Raw genomic sequence first — 21215 nt, 5'->3', positions numbered from 1 at the left:
GGGCATAAAAACGTTCTATGATTGCACTATTGCTTCGGTGAACCACTTGGGCACAAGGTCCTGCGCGTTTTTCAGCAGATAGGAAATGCTGCTGTCAAGGATGTAGGTCGTGGCATAATCGTCTTTGCTCCGGACGCTCCTGCCATAAGCCTGCACCAAGCGAAGGACTGTGTTCCATGTGTACCACTTTGGGTCCTTATCTTTCATTTTTGCGATTCTCTTGTCGGTAAGGTCAGGGTAAGGGACCTTGACTATTATCTGGAACCTTGAAAATTCATCTTTCAGATCTACTCCAAGATGCAACGAAGGGGATATCAGAACTGTCGGATTTTTGCTTGAATAGTGTCTCTCTAACACTTCGCTTCTATCAAGACCTGATCCAGTTTCTATCAGTCTGTCTGCACTCTCATGGTCGATATTCTTAAGGAACTCTTTGATGAACTGAAGCTGAGAATAAGACGTAGTATGGATTATGCCCTTTTGGTTTTTGTGCTTGGGATCGGACATAATTTTTCTAACTTCTTCTGCAATTTTGGGCAGACTTTCATTCATTGTTTTTGCATTAAGCCATGCAGTATTCTTCATATGGATTAGTCTATTCTTTACTGGAAAGTCTGATTCTTCTATCCTGATGAACTTCACCTTGTCTGGCTCAAGCCCTGCTGTTTTGCAAAGATAGTCCTTGCTCAAGATAGTGGCGCTCATGAACAGCGATACCGAGCCCTTGTCAAGGATTGAATCAAAGTAGCCCGAAACTTCGAGCGGCATGAGCGTCACCCTTGATAGCTGGTTTGCATTGTCGCGCTGTACGCCTGATACGATCCAATTATCCTTGTCGGCCTTCATGTCGTCGATTATTGCAGTCAGGGTTGCTTCGCGTTCCAGCGCATCGATCAGGTTCTTCTCAGTGAACGGCTCTGTCATCACTTTTTGGTTGCTCCGCTCAATTATCCTTTCAGCCTTCTCTGAAAATTCAAACAACTTTTCCTTTAGCTCGATGCAAAAGTCAAGCCATGTCTCAATGTCGTCTACGTTGCTATCAGGCATCTGCATCTTTAGAAATGGCAGCATGTTCTTGCGAATCGTGAAACTTCGAAAGTCGCCTACTTCTGATTCAAGCTGGTGAGCCTCGTCAAGCACAAGCAGGTTCCTTTTTTGCGTCGAGCCGGCATAGAACACATCTGATAGAAAGTAGCGGTAGTTGTATACAGTATGGCTGGATCTGGCCCCGATCCACTTTTGATGGAAATAGTGGCACGGCCGCCATTCAAGCTCTACCAGCTTTGACTTGCTCCGCATCTTGTCAATATACTTGCGCTCTGCAAAGGAGTCGAGCTTGACCAGCTCGTGCATGGTGCCCTCGCCTTCTGCCCTGTAGTCCATCAGCCGGGTCTTGTAGGTGCAGTCGTACGCGTCGTCCTTGACGCAGGGACCATAGTCGCAGCTCTCGTCAAGACCCATATCTTCCTTGACTATGCAGGCAAAATTGCCCCTTCCCTTTACTTCCACTACAAAGGGAAAGTCGCGCCGGTATTGCGTTTGCAGGTCTTTTGTCGCGGTGCAAATGTGCGAGCTTCCAAGGTAGCGGGCAAGCGTTATGGCTACTGGCGTCTTGCCAAACCCTGTGGGCGCTTCAAGGAATATGTGCTTGTAGCCAGACTTGATGGCCAATTCGATATCAACAAGAACGCTTCTCTGCTTTTCTCGGATATTTGGGAATGGGAAATGCGCAAGTATTGTTGTTGTCGTCAATGAAACAGGGCTTTCTCAACAACTCGCTCTTTTTAAGGTTGGCGTGTCTCCATTAGCGGAGACACCAAGTGCTGAAACCGCTCTAGTAAACCTTGAAAGTTCTTGATCTCTGTGGATAGGGCGGAGTATTTCGGGATTATGACAGTGACAGTTCTAGGCTTTTGTGCTAGGCTTGTAAGAGCAAAGCAGTGAAAACAAAATACCAAAGGTTAGAACAATAATTAGCGCAGATGAACGTCCGCCCAAACTATTTGTTTTAAGACATAGATGCCATTGAACTTTAGTCCAAATGCTTGATTGTGTAAGCCTTTAGTTATTGCATTTCACGATACAGCTTCAGGCCAGCCACACCTGTTTCAGCTAGAACGACCTCATAGCGTTCCACTGCCGTGATGTTGTTGAGCCTTTGGCTATCATTCTAACAATCTTGCAAACGTTTCTCTCTTTTGTGGTTCAAAAGCGCACTATCATATTCGATATAACCGCACTTCTCACAGTACCCGCCTATTTCCTCAAATTGTTGATCATTCTGCTTAGAGCCTCTCTTGTAGAGGCGGTCCATCATCATCTTCTCTGTACCATGCTGTTTGCATGGTATCTTGTTCGTCAATCTACTCGTGCATGATGAGCAGCATTATTTGTTGTTAACCTGCTGATTGCTGACTAACGACCGTCGCCATAGCTTAAGCATTGGATCATAGTCTGCATTAGTTCCAGCATTGGCTATAACTGCTTTACCTATGATCTGTTTGATTATTTGACTGACACGCATACTCTGCTGGTTTGACTGCTACCGCTGCCGTTAAACTCAAAACGGTGGCTCTGGCTCTGGTCGACAGATAGGAGGACATCCTGGTGGTTCCGGTAACCTTGGAGGAAGCGGTGGCCTTTTGCAGAGCTCCGGAGGAAGAGGAGGACATGTTGGTTCGTCAGGTACATCAGGAGGAAGAGGACATTCTCCCGGAGGGCAACTCGGACCTGCGCCAAAAAATCCAAAAAATTCTTGTGCATGTGCTGTTGAAACAGCTAGACCTGCTAATGCTAGTGTTCCCACTGCTGCCATATTGACTGCAAGTAACAAGAGACCCTTTCTCATCACAACAAAATTTGTGATAAAAGATTTATTTATTTTCCCACAATATTCCGGCTTTTGTTGTTTGATTATTATATAATCAACCATTTCTTTAGCCATATATAGCTTATATTTAGAAAAATTATATCCTATATATCTATGAACATCATACCGGTTGCTAGTTCAAACCTCGACTACTCTAAAGAACCAGATCTGATCGCTGAACTTGATACTTGCTGACTAACGGTCAGCCGTTGCCGTAGCTTTAGATCAATTCTGATTGAGCAGAACCACACAATGAACGCTGGAATAAGCTCATAGTATGCAGCTACATATGCTTTTATCGCAACTTCCAGTCTCATCCTCAATGTTATCCAAGCACGAGATGGCATTTCTGACAGGCACGCTTCAGCTGGAAGGCAGAGCTGCCAGAAATGCCAGACATAGGATAAAGAAGAAGCTGGAAACATTGCGCCAGCTGGGCTTTAATATCAGCTATGATGGAGGAAAAACGTCTCCGCTAATAGAGACAAAAACCGCTCTTTTTAAGGTTAGCATATGTCTCCAACAGGCGAGACGCCAAGTGCCGAAAAACGCCATGACTTGACGGTTCAATTCTTATCGATTCTATCACTGCCATTTTTTGAATCGTCATCTTGCCGGCTTATTCTCCTCTCCAGTTCCTCCAAGATCCTGTGGATTTCCCTCAACTCCTCTGCGATCTCTTGCTGTGTTAGAGGAGTTCCAGATTCTAGCTGCAGCTGTTTGTACGCTTCTTCAGATTTTCTGACGATTACTGAGATAAACAGGTTGATGATTATAAAAGTGCCAATCACAATAAAGGTCGCAAAATAGAGCCAGTACAGCGGGCCCAGCTGCGATACTATCGGTTCTGTTATGTCTATCCATCCCTCCAGTGTAATGACTTGGAATAACGTTGTAAGAGAGGCAAGAAATGACGACCAGCGTTGCGGGTCTACATTGCTAAACAGATGGTATCCAATGATTGCATAAATGAAGAACAGCATGCCAAGCAAAATCAAGATGTTAAAGATGCTTGGAATAGAGCGAACAAGAGTGGATACAATTGCCCGCAGCTCTTTGGATTTTGTAACTAGCCTGGTGACTCTCAGCAGCCTGATAAGCCTTGCAATGGTTGCAAATGGACCGGTGACTGGAATAAGTGAAAGCACTATCACTGCAAAATCAAAACTATTCCATCCATCTTTGAAGTAATCTTGGGGCTTTGGACATAATGCCCCTAACCTCATTCCAGCCTCGACAATGAAAACCATGACTACTGCAGTATGGACTGTGCCAAACAATCTTGCAGCGTCATTTGTTCTTTCACCATTATTGTTAGAATAGAGGGCAGGCGTAGCTTCTAGCGCAAGGGCAACTGCCTGAAGAAGGATTACACTCGTTATTGTAAAGTCAAACGCCCTGCTTCCAACTATGCCTCTCAAAATATTAACAACTGTATCGTCAGCTCTTTCCGAGGGCAATTTTGACCGAGGCAGAGATGGCTTTTCTTCCATTGGTTGCCTGAGCTGCTGTGAACGTCATTGTATATATTCTCTCACCAGCAAGCCGTAGACTTTGTCATCTGAATTTGCTCTTTTTAAGACTCGCGCTTGTTATTTTCATACAGCCAGCAGCGCACGTAGCCTGTGTCTGTCTTGAATTCCGGAGGATCTTTTTTGCAGGCATCCATGGCATGTGGGCAGCGATCGTAGAACCGGCATCCATGAGGTGGATTGAGCAACGACGGGGGGCTGCCGTTGACAAAGTGTATCTTTTTGTCGTTCGACTTGAGCCTTGGCATTGCAGCTATGAGCGCCTGCGTGTAAGGGTGCCGGGGGTTTTTGTAAATGTCGCTTGTAGAGCCGACCTCGACCAGCTGGCCGGCGTACATTATGCCTATCTTGTCTGCTATCTGCGAGACAAGGGCAAGATCGTGCGTTATCAGGATGACAGTTATGCCATTTTCCCTGTGCAACTTTTTGAGGAGGTTTATTATCTGCGCCTGCACCAGCACGTCAAGAGCGGTGGTCGGCTCGTCTGCTATCAAAAGGTCCGGCTTGAGCAAAAGCGCCATTGCAATCACGACGCGCTGCTTCATGCCGCCAGAAAGCTCATGAGGGTAGCGCTTTGCCACCGAGAGATCAAGCCCCACCTGGCGGAGCGACTCTGCTATCTTTTCTTCCATATTGCCTTCAAAACGGTGCTCCCTGAGCACCTCATGCAGCTGGCTTTCAATCGTGTAGACAGGGTCAAGTGCGTTCATTGCGCCTTGGAAGACCATTGCTATCTTTTTCCATCTTATCTTGCTGTTGAACTCTGAAGCGGGCATCTCTGAAACGTCGGTACCATCTAGAACTATGCTACCGCTGACTATCTTGCCTGGCGGCTGCATAGAGCGCATGAGGGCCGCGCCAAGTGTGCTCTTACCGCATGCCGACTCGCCCACGATGCCCAGCGATTCGTTGTCTGATAAGGAAAAGTTAACATCGTCTACTGCCCTGACTGGGCCCCTTTCAGTGGCATAATATGCCTTGAGCCCCGAGACCACAAGTTTTGGCAATCAACAAAAAACATTATTTGCGCATTATAAGAGGATTCTGTCACCTTGTATATTATGCATATAAATAATCTAGAATGTGGATAAGGCCGCACTAGATATTTTTCGGGTCAGTTCCTTTGGGCTGAATTTGCTCGATGGCAGGCTTGTCTTCTTCTTGTATAGGACGCGCTAGCTCTTCACGAACAATCTTGGCCAGTTGGTTGATTGTTATCGGCTTGCGGACAAAGCAGCTCACGTCTATTTTTGGGAATACTCGCCTGAATTCATCAAAGTAGATTTCAAATGCCGTGATAAAGCACACCTTTACTTTTCTATCGATCTTTCTGATATTCTTGAAGAGCTCAAAACCATTCATAAGCGGCATTCGGATATCTAGCAAGAGAAGGTCGTACTGTCCAGCCTTGTAATTTTCCAGAAAACCTTCGGTTTACTGCTAGTATATATACACTAAAGCCCTCGTTTTGCAGACCTTCTTGTAAAACAAAGGATGTCTTCCTCGTCATCGACGATCAAGATTTTTACCTTTTGTTTTTTGGTGGGATTCTTATCTGACAAAATCTATAAATCGAAATATATCATGCTGTGCTGCCTAATATTTCAGTCGGCACATAACTAGTCTACAATTACAATAAAAGACTACCTAATTATGTTTCGTACTACACTTTTTGCGTGAATATTGCTTTCAAGCATTTTCTTTTTGTTGCAATCGATATAATCTGACGCCCCGTTAGGATCTATCTGAGGAAAAATAGATCATACCACTAGACATCGATTTCGTTATCGGTTTTCTTTAATGTATGGTTTATTTATCCCATTAAATTGCATAATGGAAGTTTATAATCATTGAAGTCTGCCATCTGCCCTTTCGATGCCAAGTCCGGCGTGCTTTGCAGCAAATGCGAATCCAAGCTTGAATCGGGCAGCATAACGCGGGACGATGTCGAAGCCGCGATCAAGCTTGCCCGGCTGGCGGATCGCAACCAAGACGTCGATAAGTTCACGCTTGTGCGCGGCGCAAAGGTGGACGACGATTTCGTGCTAGTGCTCCGGAGCCCTGACGTGATTGCCCTTCAGAGAGACTCGGAGCTTGCAGACAAGATCGAAGACGCGTTTGGGCAGAAGGTATGGTTCGTTGAGTCAGAATCTTCTGAGAGGCGCTTCATTGAGGGCCTGCTCCGTCCTCTCAAGGTGCTATCGGTCAACCTATTCTGGCTCCCTGACGGCAACAAGCTCACCAAGGTCATAGTGGCAGGGGACAGCAGAAAGGCGTGGGTTAATATAGAAAAGGTTCAAAAGATTGCCAAGACAGTTAGGAACATTGAACTGCTCATTGAATTCGAGAACAACAATAACAGGTAGGTAATAATAAAATGGTGAACATCAAGAGGACCCACTATGCGCGCCAGCTTGACGACCAGTTGGTGGGGCAGCAGGTAAGAGTCGGCGGCTGGATAGAAGATGTCCGCGATATTGGCAAGCTGGCATTTGTAACAATAAGGGACGTCACCGGCGCATGCCAGGTTATCGTAACTGGCGACAGCGTGCAGGCAGCCGTGCAGGCACCAAGGCAGAGCGCGGTGGTCGTCGCCGGGGTGGTGCAAAAGAGCAAGGCAAAGGATTTCCCGGTAGAAGTCAAGGTCAGCGAATTTACAGTCCTTACAAAGGCAGTCCACCCGCTTCCGATAGACCCTACGGGGCGCGTCGAGTCTGCCATCGACAAGAGGCTTGACGCACGTGCGCTGGACCTGAGGACGCCCAAAGTTGCGGCGATTTTCCGTCTGCGCTCGGCAGGCTTGGTAGTGGTAAGGGACACTCTCCTGGGAGAGGGCTTTATCGAGGTAAACACACCCAAGGTGATCGGGAGCGCAAGCGAGGGCGGAGCCAACCTTTTCAGCTTTGACTACTTTGGCAAACGCAAGGCATACCTTGCCCAGAGCCCGCAGCTGTACAAGGAGCAACTGACGCTAGGACTTGATAGGGTATTTGAGATCGGACCGTATTTCCGCGCCGAAAACTCGCACACTGTGAGGCACCTAACCGAGTTCATAAGCGTCGACATTGAAGCCGCATTTCTCGACTATGAAGATGTCATGGATATCGTGGAAAGGGTGGTGAGAAACGTTGCCACTGCATTTCAGGAAAAGCACAAGGCTGATCTGCAGCTGGCAGGCGGCAAGGATATTTCGGTCTCCAAGATAGATCGGCTGACGTACGAGCAGTGCCTTGACGAGCTTGCCAAGGAAGGGGAAAAGCTGCAGTTTGGCGACGACCTGTCAGATGCCGCATTGCGCAAGCTAGGCGAAATACACCGGGGTTTTTACTTTATCACAGACTGGCCGCTCAAGCTCAAGCCATTCTACATACATGAAAAGGAGGACAACCCTAAACTGTCCAAGTCGTTTGACCTGCAGTATGGTTATCTGGAGCTTGTTTCTGGCGGCCGGCGCTTGCACGACCCGGCAAAGTTGAGGAGCAGGCTTGCCGAGCAAGGACTCAACCCTGCCAGCTTTGAGGAGCACCTCAAGGCGTTTGATTGGGGCATGCCTCCACACTCTGGATGGGGCCTTGGCTACGACCGGCTCATGATGGTGCTGACAGGGTCGCAAAACGTGCGCGACGTGGTCCTGTATCCGAGGGACACGGATAGGCTCACGCCGTGATAATCTTTACGACAACTTCCCTTACGTCGGTGTCGTAGACGTATGCCTTGAACCTATGCTCGGTGGTCGAGTAAATGAGCCACACCACTGGGTTTATCTCCATGAATCTCTTGTCAGTGCTTGACGGCGCAGGCTTGGCCGGGTGCGAGTGAAATATCCCGATTATCTGCATCTTTTTGCTTTCTGCAAGGTCGTACGCTTGCAGCACCTGCTGCGGCTTGATGCTGAAGGATATTGCTGACCTGTCGGCGTTTTGCATAGGCAAGATTTCTGTGATTCTATCGTTTTTGCCAAGGAGGAAAGCGCAGGACTCGTTTGGAAGCGAGCTTTTTGCAAGGCTGGCGAGCTGGTCGATCTGTCTTGATGTTAGAAAAATTTCTTCCATTAGTTTACAGTGACCTTGCCGGTCATATACGGGTGCAACGAGCAATAGTATGGGTATTCGCCGGCTTCGTCAAACACGAACCTAAAGCTGGCGCCGTGATTCATGATGCTTGAGTCAAACTTGCCGTCCGGCTTGGGGCTGTTGTTTTCCACCACTCCTGACGTTACAGTATGGGGCACGCTGTCGTCATTGGTCCAAGCCACCATGCTGCCGACCGTCGTCTCTACGTTTTCGGGGTTGTAGAACTCGCCATTTGTTGGAACCGATGACCCGACTACTATAGACACCGAGGTTACAGAAGCACCGCTGCCGCCAGTGGTAGCATTTGGCGTGCTTGCTGTTGTTTCATTGCTTGTAGTTGATGATTGGTTGTTGGACGAACCTTCTGGAGCTGTCGCATTTTCTGGAGCGGTTGCATTACCGGAGCCTTCTGCAGGGGCCGCCGCTCCGCCTTCCGTCACTGTCAGCGTGGCTACCATGTTTGGATGCAATGTGCAGAAGTACTCATATTCTGCCGAGTCAAGCTCTGCTGTGTTCAAGAGCCAGTTTCCTCCTGCATTGATTATTGAAGAGTCAAATACGCCCTCTTGCCTGCTCGTTACTGTGTGAGGCACATTGTCCTCATTGACCCATCGCACCCCATCGCCCTTGTTGACAGTAATAGGATCAGGCTCATAGTCAGGATTGCCCTGTGCTGAAGCACCCGCTAGTATTGTTGCATTGATGATGTTGGCCGGAGGTGCAGGCTCTTCAGCCGGCTCCTCTTCTTCTGGTGGTGCTGGTGGCCTAGGTGTCACGAGGCCAAAGGCATAGAACGTAGAGCCGCCAACAACCGCAGCTCCGATGAATATAACTGCCAGTGCCTTGATGTACGGGATCTGCTTGTATGAAGCAAATGCAAGGACTGCAGCTGGAATCGAGATTATCAGCATCAGGCCAATGTAGGCGTAAATGCTTGGGACCTGCGTGCTGACCGTGACTGCGGCTGCAAAGCCAAAGGTGACAAGGAACCCGAGCGTGATAAAGGTGGCAGACTTGGCCCGCCCTGTAGAAGGAAAGCCGTCCTTGAAAAGTCCTGAGGCAAGGAAGATCATGCCGATAAACATTGTCAAAAGCGAGACTGCGTGCATGCCGTCAATAAAGGTCTTGGCAATGCCCGAAAGAGAAATTGCAACGCCAACAATGCCTATGGAAGTAAGACCTATCCCGGGGGTCAGAAGGTCCCAATCAGACATGTTATACAAGTAATTGGGGTTTGTTTGGTATACTTAATCGTTTCTTCTAGTTGTCAAATGCCAGTCGGGGCCTTGTGCTGAGCCACCCTGTGTTCTTGCAGTTCTCCGGGGCTACCAAACTTTTCATTGCACATGTCGCAAAGGTATTCTGAAATGGGAGGCGGCCTCTCCGCCATTATGGTTTCTTCGACCGGATGGGGCGATTCATACCTGATCATCGGCTTTTCCAACAGGATCTTTCGCTCGGATTCTGCAACTCCACTCGCAAATTCAGAGTTGGGCTTGGCCCTTGCAAACTCGTAGCCGTGCTTTAACTGCTCTTCTTTCAGGCTGAGCCTGACTACTGTCGTTGCACTGTCATAGTTTTCAACCGCCGAGATCGCAGAAATTGGGATCCGGAATTCCTCGTCTGTTACAAGGCCGCGCTTGAAAGCTGTAAAGTATCTGGCATTGATCTCCTTTATTCTGCCCATTCTTTTTCCTTCAACTGTATAGACCTCTGCATCTTTAAAATCGGTCACTGCATATACTACTATGTCGACATAGCTTTTATCTTGTTCTACAACCGTTAATAGAAATATTGGACATTTTCTGCCATGTCAGAAAGGGAAAACCGGGAGCAGATCCCTACGGAATTCAACGCGGAGCAGACCCAGCGGACTTTACGGAGGCAGGACCGTGTGGAGGGAGGGCAGAGGGAAAAGACAGTCAGCGACTTTCCAAGTGCAGCAGCCCTTGGACAGGTCTTGAAGGACCTTGACTTTCCGGCTGACAAGAGCTCCATTATCAGGTTCGTAGAACAGTCAAACAAGCTCGAGCGCAATGAGGTGCTGCCGCTGGTCCAAAAGATAGAGGAGCGCCAGTATCAGAACGTCTCTGAAGTAGCTGAAGCAGCGCGGCTGGTACAGGGCTAATCTTGAAGTAGATCATCGAAGATGGAAGGAAAACAATCAACATAGATGATTCTGAAGAACGGTACATCATAAAATCAATTGCAATCCTTATCTTTGCTATCAGTCTTGAAACTCTGACAATATGGCATCATCAACAAGACGTATGGATGAACGCACTCAAAGGGAACAGCAGGAAGCAACTATTCGCTCTATTGACGAGACAAGAGACAATATTCGAAGGGCGATAGAAGAGACAAGAAGGGAAGTTCCTCGCTTCTCCCAAACAATAACAGATCTTCAGAATGAGACAGCCGATGCAACTAGGGAAATAGCTGATACATTTCTGGAGTCACAAAAGGATGTTCTAAATTCAATGCAATCTGCTTGGCGCGATATGGCAGACAGGGCAGGGTATTGGATGGAATGGATGCAACCTTGGAACTGGTGGACTGGAGGCATACAGCCAAGAAATATGGCAGACATGTATGCAAGGATGGTATCTAGTACAGCAGAAAACTTTGCCGCTGGAACAAGGATGACTACCAACATGATGTTTGCTGGAGCAGAAGCAGCCAGAGCAGCTACAAGGTACGCAAGAGAAAATGCAAAAGAAGTGTCGAAAATGACTTCCAACACTGCAAGAGCGATGGGTCACATGACTAAGGAGGCCATAAGGGTTCAAACTGAAGGCGGTGGTGGTCCGACCACTGCTGGTGCAGCTGGCGCAGGTGCAGAGACGGCGGCTGGAGGAGAGGAAGGTCCCACTAGGGGAGAGACAGGGTCTACTAAAAGAAAATAATGATGGGTAGCACGAGTTGAAGCTTGGCTGAAATCAAAGGTATATTGGGAAGCCGCTAAAGGAAGGGCAACAACAACTGCGAATAGCGTGATAGGTTTATGCACTTTTTTGAAGCGCAAACTAGCAGCCTATTTTAGCTATTTTGATAGGTGTATAATAATTGGTATGATGTTTTAATACCCTGTACGGGGCGTCATAGCCGTGTCTGTAGCGGACCTGTTTGAAGTGGGCAAGGCGGCACGGTATCGGATGCCTGGCTCACGACCGTCAACCTGTTGGATATGCTCGAGCACACCCACAGGATAGGCCCATACTATGACTTCGCAGGCACTAAACAAGATAGCCAAGCTCTGTGCCATTGCAGAGGCTCGATCGACAGGAATGAAGAAGTGCAAGTGTGGCATGTCGGATGGCGAGCATGCCCTACTCAGGCGTAAGATGATGATATTCTTCAAGCTGCAGGTGGCTAATCTGAAACATTTCGTCTACTGACTCAACGAATAAATTAAATGCAAGCAGAGCAGCACTCTCTCTGAGGCAACCCTGTGACTGCACGCGATTATGTCGAGGTTTCAAAGCCACGAATAGTGGTAGTCTTGGTGATAACGGCAGTCACGTCGTATCTTGCTGCCACCCGGTTTGACGCTACTCCCGGCGTGGCATGGGACGTTGACTGGTTCACGCTGGGCTTTCTCACGCTTGCCGGCGCTCTGGCATCGATGGGCGCAAGCGCGCTTAACCATTACTACGACAGGGACATCGACAAGGTGATGGAGAGGACTGCTAGAAGGCCTATTCCTGCAGGGAGGCTGTTGCCAAAGAGCGTTCTTGCTTATGGGATTGCAGTTAGCGCTGTTTCTGTCATTATTGCATGGTTTACTCTGAACCCTGTGGCTACAGGCATGATTGCGCTTGGCATATTCTTTTACGTAATAATCTACACCGCGTGGCTCAAGCGGAGCAACGCCTCAAACATTATCATTGGAGGGTTCGCCGGGAGCGCCGCCTCTATGGCTGGATGGGCCGCTGTCACAGGCTCGATGGATCTGCTTGGGTTTCTGGTGGGGTGGCTCGTGTTCATGTGGACACCTCCGCACTTTTGGTGCCTTGCGATAAGGGCAAGGGAAGAATACGCAAGCGTGCGGGTGCCCATGCTTCCTGTGCTGATCGGCAACCAAAAGACTGCAAGCTACATCCTGCTCAACACTGCAATACTGCTTCCATACTCTGTGGCAATTGCATTCTTTGGCCCTGGCGTGCTCTACACCGCAGTCGCGGCAGTCTCTGGCTCGCTGATGCTTGCCTACCATTACAAGCTGACAAAGAATCCAACGCCGGAATTTGCTTGGAAGGCGTACAAGGTTACCGCACCGTATCTTGTGGCAATATTCGTGGCGCTCGCAGTCGACGCGCTGTTCTACTATCCTCTGCCTATCCAGCTTCTCAGCTAGCAGTGCCGGAATCGGCGACCAGCTCGATCCTGCGTTTGTCTTTTGTCACCCACGAGACCCTGACTAGGCCATATATTTCGAGGTCTAAAAGTGTCTTGTTAAACTCTGACTCGGCAAGCGTGACGCCGTCCTTTGACAGGTCTTTCATGAGGTCAGCATCGGTCAACGTGCCTGCCTGCCTTATCTTTTCATACATAAGGTTCCGGATGGGATATTTCATGTTGTTACCCGTAGAATGTCTTGCTATTGGCACGCGGCTGGTTATATTCTTTTGAGCTTGCAATATCCTCTGCATACGGTTTTATGCTCTGTCTTAAAAATGAAAAGGGATGTATAGGAGCAGATAAGAAAAAACTCTGCTATATTTGTAGGCCGCCAAATTTATGGATCCTTCTTGTCGCAGCGATTGTTCCGACGATCGCTATTGATGTCACCAGAATTGCCAAACTGCCAACTCTGGAACTATGAAGGTACCTGCGATCTCGATTTCTTCGCTTCCATTTTCGAATTCCACTTGGAGGACTCTTGCGTCATCAGTAGAGTCCAGCTCAGTGAAGTTGGCGGCTTGACCATCGATAAGCACAGAGAATTCATCATCTGCATCTATCATTTCGGTTGGTAGCCAGAGCGCGAGAATGCCACTGGTATTTGAGGAGATGGAAACCGTTAGACTCTTTGACTCGATGTCTGCACTAACGCTCTGCACAAAGCCGCCGGTGACTTTGTAAGGAATGTCGTAGCTACGGTCTTCTATTTCCACAGAGAACGTCTGCGGCGCGGGCTCTGGCTCCTCGTCTTCTTCTCTCGCCATGGATGTACCAACTATTTCAATTTCCTCAGTCCCATTCTCAAATTCGATATAGAGAACTCTGGCGTCCGCGGTTCGCTTTAGTTCGTCAACGACAAAATTCCTGAATTCGCCATCGACAAAGACAGAGAACTCATTGTCCTCTGCATCTATCGCTTCGGTTGGAAGCCCGATGGTGAGATTGCCGTCTGATGTGGAAGAAATTGTAACCAGCAAAGTTTTCAGCGCTGGGTCGGCAGTCATCCTCTCCTCTAAAGTACCGCCGTTTATCGTGTACTGGATGTCAAACTCTTGGTCTCCTATTACCAGTATTGCAGTCTCTGATCCTCCGCTTGGAGTGGGAGCGGATGTTGTCGCGTATGCTGAATCTAGCCTTGCAATGGACAACAACATTCCAATCAGGAATGTTGCAACCAAAAAGGACCTATTGTCTTCAATGTTTATGGAAGAGCCTTATGTTACTTAATCCTTATGGAGTTTTACTATAAAATCTTATATGATAAATATTCATATTGCCACCTTGGCCGTGCATCTGGGCGTTATATCAACAGAACAAGAAAAACATTTTCTACTATAGCAAGCAAAAACTTTTGTTTTGCAATCTGTCCGTATCATCAGCTATATAATGTGATAATCAGCCGTAGAATGTCTTGTCTATCTGTTTGGGCATCGCATATGTGATGTTTTTCTTTATCGACTCGTACCAGTCTTCGACGTCCTTTGTTATCGACGGCCGGACAAGCCTTATTGCCTTGGCAAAGTCGGCGTTTGATATGATCTCTGACTTGCTCTGCATGGCGTTCACCGCGGCCTCTCTGCACAGCGCCACAAGGTCGGCTCCGCTAAAGCTCTTTGTGGACTGGGCGATGCCTGCCAGATCGACGTCGTTTGCAAGGGGCATCGGCTGCGTTATTATCCTCAATATCTCCTGTCTGGCCTTTTCGTCCGGCGGCCCGACATACAAGATCAGGTCCAGCCTTCCAGGTCGGAGCAGCGACGTATCAATGAGGTCAGGCCGGTTAGTTATGCCTATCACTACCACGCCGGCGCTTCCTGAATCGTCCATTTCAGTCAGTATCTGGCTGAGGACCCGCTCGTTGCCTGACATGTCCTCTTCTTGTCCTCTCGGCCTTGCAAGCGAGTCCAGCTCATCGAAGACGACAATGCATGGCGACGAGGACTTGGCCTTTCGAAAGATCTCGCGGATTGCCTTTTCAGATTCTCCTACCCACTTACTGAGCACTTCGGGCCCGCGGACTACGATGATATTTGCATTGCTCTCTGTGGCAAGCGCCTTTGCAAGGAGCGTCTTGCCGGTGCCCGGCGGCCCGTAGAGCAGAGCCCCTCGCGGCGGCCTGATGCCCATCTTGGCAAATTTGTCCGGCTCCCTGATGGCCGTTATGAGGTTGTCATGCAGGGTGCGCTTTGCCTCGTACAGGCCGCCGACGTCGTTCCACTTTATGCGCGCGACTTCGACGTAGAATTCCCTCATTGCGGTCGGGACGATCTCTTTCATGCCTTCCTTAAAGTCGCGGTTTGTTATGACCATGCCTTCAAGGATCTCTGGCGATATCTTGTCTCCTTCAAGGTCTATCTCTGGCAGGTATCGCCTGAGCGCCTTCATGGCGGCCTCTCTACACAGCGCCTTGATGTCCGCGCCGGTGTATCCATGGAGCTCTGACGCAAGCTCTTGCAAGTTGATGTCGTCAGAGAGTGGCATGCCGCGGGTGTGTATCTGCAGTATCTCAAGCCTGCCTTCAGCGTTTGGGACACCTATCTCTATTTCCCTGTCAAACCTGCCGGGACGCCTCAGCGCAGGATCCAGGCTCTCCGGCCTGTTGGTGGCGCCAAGTACGATGACTTGACCCCTCTCGGACATGCCGTCCATGAGCGCAAGGAGCTGCGCCACGACGCGCTTTTCGACATCGCCAAATGCCTCCTCTCTCTTTGGGGCGATGGCGTCGATCTCGTCGATGAATATTATGCTGGGCGAAGACTCGCGCGCCTCTTTAAAGATGTCGCGCAGCCTCGCTTCTGTCTCGCCATAGTATTTGTTCATGATCTCGGGGCCGTTGATTATGAAAAAGTTCGCCTCAGACTCTGACGCAAGAGCTTTTGCGATCAGGGTCTTGCCGCAGCCCGGCGACCCATACATCAGGATCCCGCTGTGTGGCTCTATGCCAAGCCTTGCAAAGACCTCGGGGTGGCGCATCGGAAGTTCCACGATCTCGCGCAGGCGCTTTATCTGCTCTTTCATGCCACCTATCTCTTCGTAGGTCACGCGCGGCTTTCTGTCGCTTGTGATCTCGGCCATTATGGTGAGCTTTGTCTGCCTCTCTATTCTTGCTATGGCCTTTGGCGAGACCCTTTCTACCTTAAAGTCCATCTGGTTGCCCAAGATGACTACTGAAATCTCGTCGCCCTCGTTCACGGGGTAGCCCTTGATCCTGTTCTTTACAAAGTCGCAAAACTCCTTGTCGACAGTAATGGTACTGTCGCCAAGTGGCATGAGGGTCACGCTCTTGGCCTGCTTGCAGTCGATCTTTCTGACGTTCAAGAGATCATTGAGTCCTACGCCGGCGTTCTTTCTCGTCTGCCCATCTATCCTGATAATGTCGCTCTCTTTTTCTTCCTCGTCAGCCGGCCATGCCGTTACTGCAGTGCTGCGCTTGCCCACAAGCTCGACGACCTCGCCGGCTTGAATTCCCAAGTGATCCATGTAGCGCGCGTCTATCCTTGCCCGCCGCTTGCCCACGTCGCGGTGCTTGGCCTCAGCTACCCTGAGCTGGATGGGAGATGATTCGTCGCTCCCAGTGCGCACCTTTTTCAAACTGTAAAAGCCTCCTGCATTGCTACTACTTCATTTTTACTGATTGCCTGCTGATATTCATCACTTCGATCTCGCCGACGCCTTCGACATTCTTGATCGACTCCTCCAGCTTGTCCATCTGCCCTTCTGCGTCTTCCAGCAGAAAGTCTCCGACTATGGCCTTTAGCCCAAAGGCGATCGGCTCCATCGCGTGGCCCTTCATCTCCATTCCTTCAGGCAAGGAGCTTTTTATAGAATTGACGACGCTGTCAAGGTTGGACTCGGCGTCTGCAGGCATTATCCTTATTCTGGCTACTAGCCGTGCCATGTCTATGGGCCCTCAAAAGCACACCCTACGCACTTGTAAGGTCTCGCAAACTCGCGGCAGGATTCACAACGCCATATGAGCACGTAGCCACAGTTTGGACAGTAATACTTGACACATTCATCGTTAGGCATAATCGGCCTGCTGCATGATGTGCAGACCGGCAATTGCAATGGCTTGGACATATACGTGCTCTCTTAAGGTTAACCGAATTTATATCTTGCTTAGCTGATGTCAATCAGGCGCCTGATCTCGTTGCCAAGTAGCGCCTTGGCCATCCGGGTGGCGCTCTTTGCGCCGAGAATCTTGGCCAGAGCGGCGGAATGAAAGTCAAAGTCGCCGCTGGCCGATGCCTCCTCGATCTTTTCTGGCGGCACAGCTGAAAAGAGCTCGTCTATGGCCTTGTTGTCGAGTCGTTCCAAGAGCTTCCTTGCAAGCAGCATCTTTTCAAACTCTGCGCCAAACATCGATCGCCAATCTTTTTCGTACTGGGCCAAAAGCCTGTCATCATTCTTTCTGGCTGCCTCTGCCACTGCTCGCCCCGCAAGCACGCCTCCCATGCCGCAGGTATAGATGCCGCCTGCGGTGGTGGGCTTGCTCTGGCCAGCCGCATCGCCCACTATTATCATTCTGTCAGACACAAGGTTTTCCATCGGGCCGTTGACCCATATGGATGCGTATACTTTGCGCACGATTGAGCATTTACCCTTGCCATCAATGTATGACTGGAGCGCGCTTGCCGCATTGATGCCCCTGCCAGCCACTCCGACCTTGCCGCTTCCCTGCGCAGTAGGTATTATCCACGCAAAAAAGCCGGGATAACGCTGGTTGTCAAACGCGACTTCGATGGTGTCCCGCTCTATCCACGGCGCATAAACTTCATACTGTGCTGACTGGAGGACGCCTTCTCTGTTTCTGGCGATTATCGACGCGACGCCCCTTGCGTCTACGAAATATTTGCATACAAGGTCGCCTTCAGAGGTCTTGACAATGTAGGTGGGGCCGTCGTCTTCTTTTTTTGAAAACGATCGCATGGCGCATTTTACCTTTATTTCGGCACCCAGCTTTTGCGCCTGAAATGCGATCTGCTTGTCAAAAGCCCGCCTATCAAGCACCATCACTTTTTGCTTTTCTGCGCTGATCTCAAAGCCGCTAGAGGGAGAGAGGATCTTAGCCCGCGCGATCTTGGTGTTTTCTACTGCACTTGCGTCTGGCACGATGCCTATGTTCCGTATGCCTGCTATGCTCACAAGCCCACCGCAGTGCTCCGGCGTCCCTATCTCCGAGTCCTCCTCAAGGACAGCCACAGAGAGGCCGCCAGCCGCGGCCTCGCGTGCTGCAAGCAGGCCGGAAACACTACCGCCTGCAACTATCACATCATAGCCCGGCATCTCGCAAAAGACCAGCAATGTATTTTTCACTCTGTTAATTAAACTATCACAGAGCGTCAGGTGGAGTTCAAACAGGTGATGGTGGTCAGGCGGGACCTTGGCATGGGAACAGGCAAGATAGCGGCGCAGGTGGCGCACGCTGCCGTGATGGGCGCAGAAAAAACAAAGGCGCACAGGCGGGCGTGGTTTGACGCGTGGTTTGAGGGTGGTCAAGCCAAGGTCGTAGTGAAGGTAAAGAGCATGGAAGAGCTGATGGAAATAAGAAAGCGGGCAGAAAGCTACAGGCTGCCTGTCGTGCAGGTGCAGGACAGCGGGCTGACACAGATACCACCGGGCACGACCACTTGCATAGGAATAGGCCCTGCGCCAGCAGACCTGATCGACAAGGTGACAAACGACCTAAAGCTGCTCTAGTGGCGGCTCACAAGCAGGATGCCCATGATTATCAGACCGGTTGCAATTCCTTGAAACACGCTTATCGATTCGCCAAGCGCAATCGCCGCTATGACTATGCCAAATATCGGGGTCATGGAAAACACTGACATTGTCTTGACCGTTCCTATCCTCTTGATTCCCTGTAGGAATAGCAAGAGCGCGCCGCCAAACCCGGAAACTGACATGCCCGCTATTATGAGCCAGAGGCTGGGCTCTATGCTTGCAATCGAGTCTGACTTGCCGAGAGCCAGAGCAATTGCAAGGAGTACAAGCCCGCCAGAAAGCGACTTGACCATTGCAATCTTGGCTGGGCTCACATTTGATGTCAGCCGCCTGCTGATGTTGTTGTCTATTGCCCACATGAGCATGGACACCAGTATCATGAGGTTGCCAGCGTTGAACTCCAGTATGGTTTCTGATACTTTCAGGTCTGTTGTTGCTATGAAGAGCCCGATGACCACTAGAATGACGGCGAACAGCCCAACTCTTCCGTGCGGCTTTTCACCAAAAAACATCGCAGAGAGCAATATGGTAAACACGATCTCGCCGTTTGCCAGTATTGCCGCATCAGCGGCATTTGTCTGCTGGAGCCCATAGAGCAGGAGCACCGGCGCGGCCACCGCGCCAAAAATTGTTACTATTGCAAGATAGTAATACTCGCGCCTTGTGGCGAGCCTGAACGACGCCTTTGCAAACGGGAGCAAGCCAAGACCGGCGATGGTGTAGATTATGGCCGACAGCGCAAGCGGATCCATGGTGGCGAGGGGGACTTTTGCCAGCGTGAACACGGAGCCGAACAGCGCGGAGGCAAGCAATACCGACAGGTAGCCTGCAACTGCATACTGTCTGTGCCCCTCTGCTTTTTCTGCGGCCAAACGGGACAATATTTTACTTCTGATGTGGTATTTCTGCCTATGCGCCACCTCCTATGGCACTAGAGATATATGGTAGAAAATCGGATTTCTCGCTGTGCCAAGTTCCTCTCGTACCTCGCGCTCATCGTCATCTTCGTCTAAAAAGATCATTGTTTATGCGATAATTGGGATAGTCGCGGTTGCCGCGGTCTCTGTTTCAGTGTTTGCGCGCCCGCCTCCCGGCGGTCCGAACAATGAACAGGATACGCTGCAACGGTTCCAAGAGCAATTTTGTGGTACCGATACAAGCCCAAACTCTAACGCGTACGTAATTGAATTTGTGCTACAATCAGACTGTGAAATGCCGGTTGGGATTGCCGCTGATGGCAGCAGTCAGGTATGGTACGTGTCTGCAAAGCGCGGCCTCCTTGGCAGCTATGATGTTGCGGAAAACAGGTTCAACGAATACAACATTCCCGAATGGCCGACCCGCGAGCAGCCGTTTACAAACTTAGGGTCGTGGCAAATGTCATGGACAGTCAAGGCTAATGGTGACTACGTGTGGTTTACGGATCAGAACAACGCGATCTGGAGATTCAACAAGGCATCAGAGTCGTTTGACGTGTTCAGGGTGCCTGCAAGATATCCTTCGGACATGGAATTTGATGCAAACGGCAATATCTATCTCATTGGGATAAACTCGAAATCAATCTTCTTTGGCGATGTTTCAAAAATGAAGAGTGGAACTTCGGAAGGCTTTACAGAAATTCCCTTGCCGCTGGAGGGCTTTGAAGGGGTTTCTGGCATCGTTACTTCAGGTCTGCTTGTGCTTGACGAGCAAAGAAATGATCTGTGGGTCTCGCTTCTCTCCTTCCAGCAGAAAGGCCAGCTTTTCCAGTATGACATTGATACAAACTCGTTTGTGCGCACAGTCGATCTTCCCGCCAGCCTTAGCTCGCCGGTAGGCGCAACGCTTGACAACTCGGGCAACCTGTGGGTCACCGATCATGGTACAAATATCTTCTTCAAGTACGATCCGGTGGCGGACGAGATAACAAAGTTTGTGACATCCATAGCATCGCCCAAGATTTTCGGCGGAACAACACCTGCAAATGCTCAGACGTGGCCGTACTGGATGGCGACAGGTCCGGATGGCTCGATCTGGTTCAACGAACACACAGGCAACAAGATGGCCCGCTTTGACCCTGAAAATCTTGTACTGACAGAGTACTGGATCCCCTCACAGAACAAGAACTGGGCAGCTTGTCCTCCAGGCTCAGACACTTGCGGCATTGCAAACGTCCTGCAGTTTGCAGTGGGACAGGACAATCAGGCGTGGTTCTCAGAATGGACTGAAAACAAGATAGGCAGGCTGGACGCTGCAAAGCAGGTTCCAATCTCCGTCTCTGCACCAGACGGGGAGGTGACAGTGGCAAGGGGCGATAGCACAGAAATCAGGGTCACGATAGATGCTTCTGGGGACTTCAGCGGCAAAATGATGGCGGCCGGCACGTTCACGCCAAACAGCATGCTTGGTAATTCAACTGGCATATTCAGCGAAGAATCAGTTTCCATATCGGGAGGGGGCTCAAAGCAGGTATCCTATGTATTCATGCCAGCTGAAGACCTCGCCGCAGGTCAGTATGTCATAATGATAGGCGCGGGCAATGATGACGTGTCGGTCCTGAAGGCAGTCAGGGTCAACGTTATCTAAGGACATCATCATCGTCTGTTCTGTGGTTGTACCAATGATCTTAAACTA

24 protein-coding genes are annotated in these 21215 nt (G+C 49.8%); 10 read left to right on the top strand and 14 right to left on the bottom strand.

All coding sequences use genetic code 11. The annotated features are described in order from the left end of the window. Positions 1 to 15: 15 nt before the first annotated feature. A complete protein-coding gene (locus NGAR_RS08870) occupies positions 16 to 1752 on the bottom strand; it encodes a helicase C-terminal domain-containing protein (protein WP_015019364.1) in 1737 nt (578 codons plus the stop codon). A gap of 855 nt (positions 1753 to 2607) precedes the next feature. Here NGAR_RS08870 and NGAR_RS08865 point away from each other — a divergent pair. Together NGAR_RS08865 and NGAR_RS08860 are read left to right on the top strand one after the other, a co-directional pair. Then, positions 2608 to 2820: a hypothetical protein gene (locus NGAR_RS08865; RefSeq protein WP_148681218.1), complete on the top strand. Its 213-nt coding sequence runs from the start codon at positions 2608 to 2610 to the stop codon at positions 2818 to 2820. Positions 2821 to 3209: 389 nt separating this feature from the next. Further along, on the top strand, positions 3210 to 3431 hold the full coding sequence (locus tag NGAR_RS08860) for a hypothetical protein (protein ID WP_148681217.1): 222 nt from the start codon (positions 3210 to 3212) through the stop codon (positions 3429 to 3431). A gap of 4 nt (positions 3432 to 3435) precedes the next feature. On the opposite strand, the gene NGAR_RS08855 is transcribed toward NGAR_RS08860, so the two are convergent. The 3 genes from NGAR_RS08855 to NGAR_RS08845 all read right to left on the bottom strand — a co-directional run bounded on the left by NGAR_RS08855 (position 3436) and on the right by NGAR_RS08845 (position 5787). Continuing rightward, on the bottom strand, positions 3436 to 4362 hold the full coding sequence (locus NGAR_RS08855; protein WP_015019361.1) for an ion transporter: 927 nt from the start codon (positions 4360 to 4362) through the stop codon (positions 3436 to 3438). 83 nt (positions 4363 to 4445) lie between these two features. Then, on the bottom strand, positions 4446 to 5408 hold the full coding sequence (locus tag NGAR_RS08850) for an ABC transporter ATP-binding protein (protein ID WP_015019360.1): 963 nt from the start codon (positions 5406 to 5408) through the stop codon (positions 4446 to 4448). 91 nt (positions 5409 to 5499) lie between these two features. Next, positions 5500 to 5787, bottom strand: coding sequence for a response regulator (locus NGAR_RS08845; RefSeq protein ID WP_187147440.1), 288 nt, complete (start codon positions 5785 to 5787; stop codon positions 5500 to 5502). A 464-nt stretch (positions 5788 to 6251) separates the two neighbouring features. Here NGAR_RS08845 and NGAR_RS08840 point away from each other — a divergent pair, with 464 nt between their 5' ends. Beyond that, complete coding sequence (locus NGAR_RS08840; RefSeq protein ID WP_015019358.1) at positions 6252 to 6767, top strand: transcription elongation factor NusA; 516 nt, start codon at positions 6252 to 6254, stop codon at positions 6765 to 6767. Between the two features lie 11 nt (positions 6768 to 6778). Next, the gene (gene aspS / locus NGAR_RS08835) at positions 6779 to 8068 is read left to right on the top strand and encodes an aspartate--tRNA(Asn) ligase (protein WP_015019357.1); all 1290 of its coding nucleotides are present in this window, start codon (positions 6779 to 6781) and stop codon (positions 8066 to 8068) included. Here the strand turns inward: aspS and NGAR_RS08830 are convergent. Genes NGAR_RS08830 through NGAR_RS08820 form a run of 3 tightly spaced genes read right to left on the bottom strand, consistent with a single transcriptional unit; the run spans position 8058 to position 10209 of the window. After that, positions 8058 to 8453: a Mov34/MPN/PAD-1 family protein gene (locus tag NGAR_RS08830; RefSeq protein WP_015019356.1), complete on the bottom strand. Its 396-nt coding sequence runs from the start codon at positions 8451 to 8453 to the stop codon at positions 8058 to 8060. The two genes, aspS and NGAR_RS08830, sit on opposite strands and share 11 nt — an antisense overlap. Then, complete coding sequence (locus NGAR_RS08825) at positions 8453 to 9688, bottom strand: plastocyanin/azurin family copper-binding protein (protein ID WP_015019355.1); 1236 nt, start codon at positions 9686 to 9688, stop codon at positions 8453 to 8455. Before NGAR_RS08825 ends, NGAR_RS08830 begins: the two co-directional genes overlap by 1 nt. A 53-nt stretch (positions 9689 to 9741) precedes the next feature. Then, on the bottom strand, positions 9742 to 10209 hold the full coding sequence (locus NGAR_RS08820; protein ID WP_015019354.1) for a PRC-barrel domain-containing protein: 468 nt from the start codon (positions 10207 to 10209) through the stop codon (positions 9742 to 9744). A gap of 75 nt (positions 10210 to 10284) precedes the next feature. On the opposite strand from NGAR_RS08820, the gene NGAR_RS08815 reads away from it, so the two are divergent. The 4 genes from NGAR_RS08815 (at position 10285) to cyoE (ending at position 12831) form a co-directional block, all read left to right on the top strand. After that, positions 10285 to 10602: a DUF2795 domain-containing protein gene (locus NGAR_RS08815; RefSeq protein ID WP_015019353.1), complete on the top strand. Its 318-nt coding sequence runs from the start codon at positions 10285 to 10287 to the stop codon at positions 10600 to 10602. 142 nt (positions 10603 to 10744) lie between these two features. Continuing rightward, entirely contained in the window at positions 10745 to 11380 is a 636-nt protein-coding gene (locus tag NGAR_RS08810; protein ID WP_015019352.1) for a hypothetical protein, read from the top strand. A 315-nt stretch (positions 11381 to 11695) separates the two neighbouring features. Next, on the top strand, positions 11696 to 11872 hold the full coding sequence (locus NGAR_RS17510) for a hypothetical protein (protein WP_015019351.1): 177 nt from the start codon (positions 11696 to 11698) through the stop codon (positions 11870 to 11872). Positions 11873 to 11925: 53 nt separating this feature from the next. After that, positions 11926 to 12831 carry a heme o synthase gene (gene cyoE, locus NGAR_RS08805; protein WP_015019350.1) on the top strand — a complete coding sequence of 302 codons (906 nt, stop codon included), beginning with the start codon at positions 11926 to 11928 and terminating at the stop codon, positions 12829 to 12831. On the opposite strand, the gene NGAR_RS08800 is transcribed toward cyoE, so the two are convergent. From NGAR_RS08800 to NGAR_RS08775, 6 genes are all read right to left on the bottom strand, one after another. Further along, positions 12824 to 13084: a hypothetical protein gene (locus tag NGAR_RS08800; RefSeq protein WP_148681214.1), complete on the bottom strand. Its 261-nt coding sequence runs from the start codon at positions 13082 to 13084 to the stop codon at positions 12824 to 12826. The genes cyoE and NGAR_RS08800 overlap by 8 nt on opposite strands. Positions 13085 to 13261: 177 nt before the next feature. Then, positions 13262 to 14056, bottom strand: coding sequence for a hypothetical protein (locus NGAR_RS08795; protein ID WP_015019348.1), 795 nt, complete (start codon positions 14054 to 14056; stop codon positions 13262 to 13264). A gap of 217 nt (positions 14057 to 14273) precedes the next feature. Beyond that, the gene (locus NGAR_RS08790; protein WP_015019347.1) at positions 14274 to 16460 is read right to left on the bottom strand and encodes a CDC48 family AAA ATPase; all 2187 of its coding nucleotides are present in this window, start codon (positions 16458 to 16460) and stop codon (positions 14274 to 14276) included. Positions 16461 to 16494: 34 nt separating this feature from the next. Then, a complete protein-coding gene (locus NGAR_RS08785; protein ID WP_015019346.1) occupies positions 16495 to 16776 on the bottom strand; it encodes an elongation factor 1-beta in 282 nt (93 codons plus the stop codon). Between the two features lie 2 nt (positions 16777 to 16778). Then, positions 16779 to 16958: a zinc finger domain-containing protein gene (locus NGAR_RS19340; RefSeq protein ID WP_015019345.1), complete on the bottom strand. Its 180-nt coding sequence runs from the start codon at positions 16956 to 16958 to the stop codon at positions 16779 to 16781. Between the two features lie 39 nt (positions 16959 to 16997). Then, positions 16998 to 18164 (bottom strand): geranylgeranyl reductase family protein, encoded by a 1167-nt coding sequence (locus NGAR_RS08775; RefSeq protein WP_015019344.1) that lies wholly within the window; start codon positions 18162 to 18164, stop codon positions 16998 to 17000. Positions 18165 to 18224: 60 nt separating this feature from the next. Between NGAR_RS08775 and pth2 the strand changes: the two genes are divergently transcribed. Then, positions 18225 to 18578, top strand: a complete 354-nt coding sequence (gene pth2 / locus NGAR_RS08770) for a peptidyl-tRNA hydrolase Pth2 (RefSeq protein WP_323444713.1) — start codon at positions 18225 to 18227, stop codon at positions 18576 to 18578. On the opposite strand, the gene NGAR_RS08765 is transcribed toward pth2, so the two are convergent. After that, positions 18575 to 19474, bottom strand: coding sequence for a DMT family transporter (locus tag NGAR_RS08765; protein WP_015019342.1), 900 nt, complete (start codon positions 19472 to 19474; stop codon positions 18575 to 18577). The two genes, pth2 and NGAR_RS08765, sit on opposite strands and share 4 nt — an antisense overlap. Before the next feature lie 94 nt (positions 19475 to 19568). Here NGAR_RS08765 and NGAR_RS08760 point away from each other — a divergent pair, with 94 nt between their 5' ends. Further along, on the top strand, positions 19569 to 21167 hold the full coding sequence (locus NGAR_RS08760) for a hypothetical protein (protein ID WP_148681212.1): 1599 nt from the start codon (positions 19569 to 19571) through the stop codon (positions 21165 to 21167). Positions 21168 to 21215 lie beyond the last annotated feature (48 nt).

This window comes from Candidatus Nitrososphaera gargensis Ga9.2 (assembly GCF_000303155.1).
Taxonomy (GTDB): Archaea; Thermoproteota; Nitrososphaeria; order Nitrososphaerales; family Nitrososphaeraceae; genus Nitrososphaera; species Nitrososphaera gargensis.
The sequence above is the reverse complement of the archived record's forward strand: the minus strand, read 5'-3'. Positions and strand labels throughout refer to the sequence as shown.